Annotated in this window: 1 protein-coding gene and 1 pseudogene; both read right to left on the bottom strand. The window is 37.9% G+C overall.

Going from position 1 to position 2,520, the window contains the following annotated elements:
• A pseudogene (locus tag DS885_RS11200) lies at window positions 1-607 on the bottom strand (diguanylate cyclase); the annotation flags it as partial.
• 573 nt (window positions 608-1,180) lie between these two features.
• On the bottom strand, window positions 1,181-2,434 hold the full coding sequence (locus tag DS885_RS11195; RefSeq protein ID WP_113819520.1) for an Lcl C-terminal domain-containing protein: 1,254 nt from the start codon (window positions 2,432-2,434) through the stop codon (window positions 1,181-1,183).
• Window positions 2,435-2,520: the final 86 nt, after the last annotated feature.

The raw sequence follows: 2,520 nt of genomic DNA, 5'->3' as shown, positions 1-2,520 counted from the left end.
TCAGGAAAGCGATTAAAGCTAGGGTTATCATCACCGTAAATGATATTGAGTTAAGAGAGTTTGCTGTGAATTGCTTGAAGTAGAATTCATCTTGACTATATAACCTGATGCGCAGCGGTGTGGTGAACACTTTAGCTTGTACATAGACCCACAGTGTCCCGCTTTCTTTATCTTTTAATGGTAATGAAAATACCTGTGAATGCGCTAGTTTTGGTGCACTACCTGTTATTTGTCCGAAATCTTCTAATGTGGTGATATCACCGTTGTCGGATTGCCAATAGGCGGTTCCGATATCTAAATAAACGGCATTAATATTAACAAACCAAGTTGTACTTTCTTCTTTATTGCTTAATTTTAGCTTGGTCACATAAGCATCACTTCCAGTAAATGTGGACTTCATCGATTTGCCATTTTGATATAAATGACTTAGCTCTGGGAAGCTAGGAGGGGCATGTAATGAGTCTGCCTGTACCCATAGGCGATGATCAATTAACTCAATGTTTTCGGTAGTATTGAACTCCTCATAAGATAGTGCATTTACCATATTAATATGAGCAAAAAACAGGCAAAGTACATATAACGTCAATAGAGAGATATTTCTTTTCATATAATTTGGCTTAATGTAATAAAAGTAGTGATTTCAATAGAATGGGTATCTATATATTAGGATACAAATCAAGAGATTGCATAATAGTAAATATATTGAAATTGACTATTCTATTTGGCTTATTGGGCATCCATATTAATATTTTTATCTTTTTGAAATATTGTTAATCACTGAAGTACTTTCATTGAAAGTAATTTCACCCAAAAGTCTGATCAGTCGTAATGATTCTTTTAAACACCCAAGTTTCAGAATACATCCTTTATAACCTTCATTATCTATCGCTAGTAAAATTATATGCTCGGATAACATTACATGCTTGGGCAAATAGAGGCACTGAACCTTGTCTTATTATGTTTGTGCTAGTGGATGGTGTATCTGAATGATTTAGTTCGTCACCCAATTATTAAATAAACACAACTGTTTAGTTGAAAAATTTATAAACGCAACGCTTTTAACCGTTATAAAAAACGCAGTACACCTCTTATATGTATTATATAAGAGGTGCTTTTGTCAGTATAAATAGGGCTTTATATTCCTTTTTACAGGCAGGGGTTAGCCATTATAAAAGTACCTTTATTTAACCGACCGAACCAATAAGGTGTAATTCTTGGTCATCACTAGGTCAGTTGCATTCTCTGATGACATATCATAGTCCGCTGGCGAACCTGCTTTAGGATCACTACGTTGAGCGCCTGCTCCGTGCCAGTCAAAATATTCCGTTGCCGATGAATTCTTTTTACTGAATGATTTCCCGAATGAAATATAGTTGGCTGAATATTTAAAGTCGCCTTGTGTGGTACTTGACCAAACCCAGATAGGATCTTGGATAGTATTGTCTCCAGATAAGGTAAAGTAATGTGTGTCGATAGCTGGCCATTCACCAACTGGTTTACCGTATTGCACAATACTTTGTAGCTCTTTGATGCTGGGTAAGCGCCAATCTGAATGACCTGCATATTCAGCGTTTTCTGCATAGGCTAAACTGTCTTGCCAATTTCTACGTTTACCATCGTCAGTACTTTGCCACATTAACCCCGTTGCTTTGTCTGTGACCGTACCATCGGTGTTTTTTACAAATTGGTTCACGCCATAAACATGCTCTTCACCTCGCACACACCTTACAAAGTTACCCGGTGCATGCACGCCTTTTGCATCTGTCCCAAAAATGTAACCTGTCTCATAGGCTTTAATATGCCCATCGGCAAAATTATAACCAAAGGCAGCATCTACATTTTCAGTATTATGTACTGGCCCTTGGGTGTATTTGGTGATTGACCAGTATTGGCCTATATAGGCCATTCTTTTATCGTATTGAAAATCAAAATAGTCAGTGTCGATATAAGGGGTATTTTCACTTTCAACACGAGGGTTAACGATTTCACCTCTAAAATCCGCTAATGAATAAAGCTCTTTAATGGTTGGTAAACGCCAATCAGCATAGTTTGCTGTGCGTAAGTTCTCGCAGTAACTAATGGCATCATCATAAGAATGGTGTTTGAAGTCGGGTGTTTTTTGCCAGACCATGCCGGTATTATTGTCGGTCACTGTGCCATCATGGTTATCCGTGTATGACGCTGTGACCCCTGAATATTGTGCATCTTGCCCGTATAAGTCTGCTCCTTTGACTGGGCAGGTAATGGTTTCTCCACTGTTGTCAAAACACTTATCTTGTTGTGTGTCGACGACAACAAATTTAACTGCTGGTGGAGTTATTAGATTGGGATTATTTTGGCTGCTATCAGTGCAGCCAAAATTGCTTAATATCAAGGCTGCTAACATGCTAATGCGTGTCGCTTGGCAAAGAGTCGGTGTTGAAGTTAAATACATAGTCCTGACCTCATATATTATTATGTTTATTGAGTGGCACGTTCACTGTGAGTTGTATTTTTACGAATTGAATTGATTAACGCTAA

Origin of the sequence: Psychromonas sp. B3M02, from assembly GCF_003318165.1 — a bacterium.
In the GTDB taxonomy this organism is placed as follows: domain Bacteria; phylum Pseudomonadota; class Gammaproteobacteria; order Enterobacterales; family Psychromonadaceae; genus Psychromonas.
The sequence above is the reverse complement of the archived record's forward strand: the minus strand, read 5'-3'. Positions and strand labels throughout refer to the sequence as shown.

What these genes read in the sequence shown, in the direction of transcription:
- DS885_RS11195 (WP_113819520.1), bottom strand. Translation starts at nt 2,434, where the DNA reads ATGTATTTAACTTCAACACCGACTCTTTGCCAAGCGACACGCATTAGC.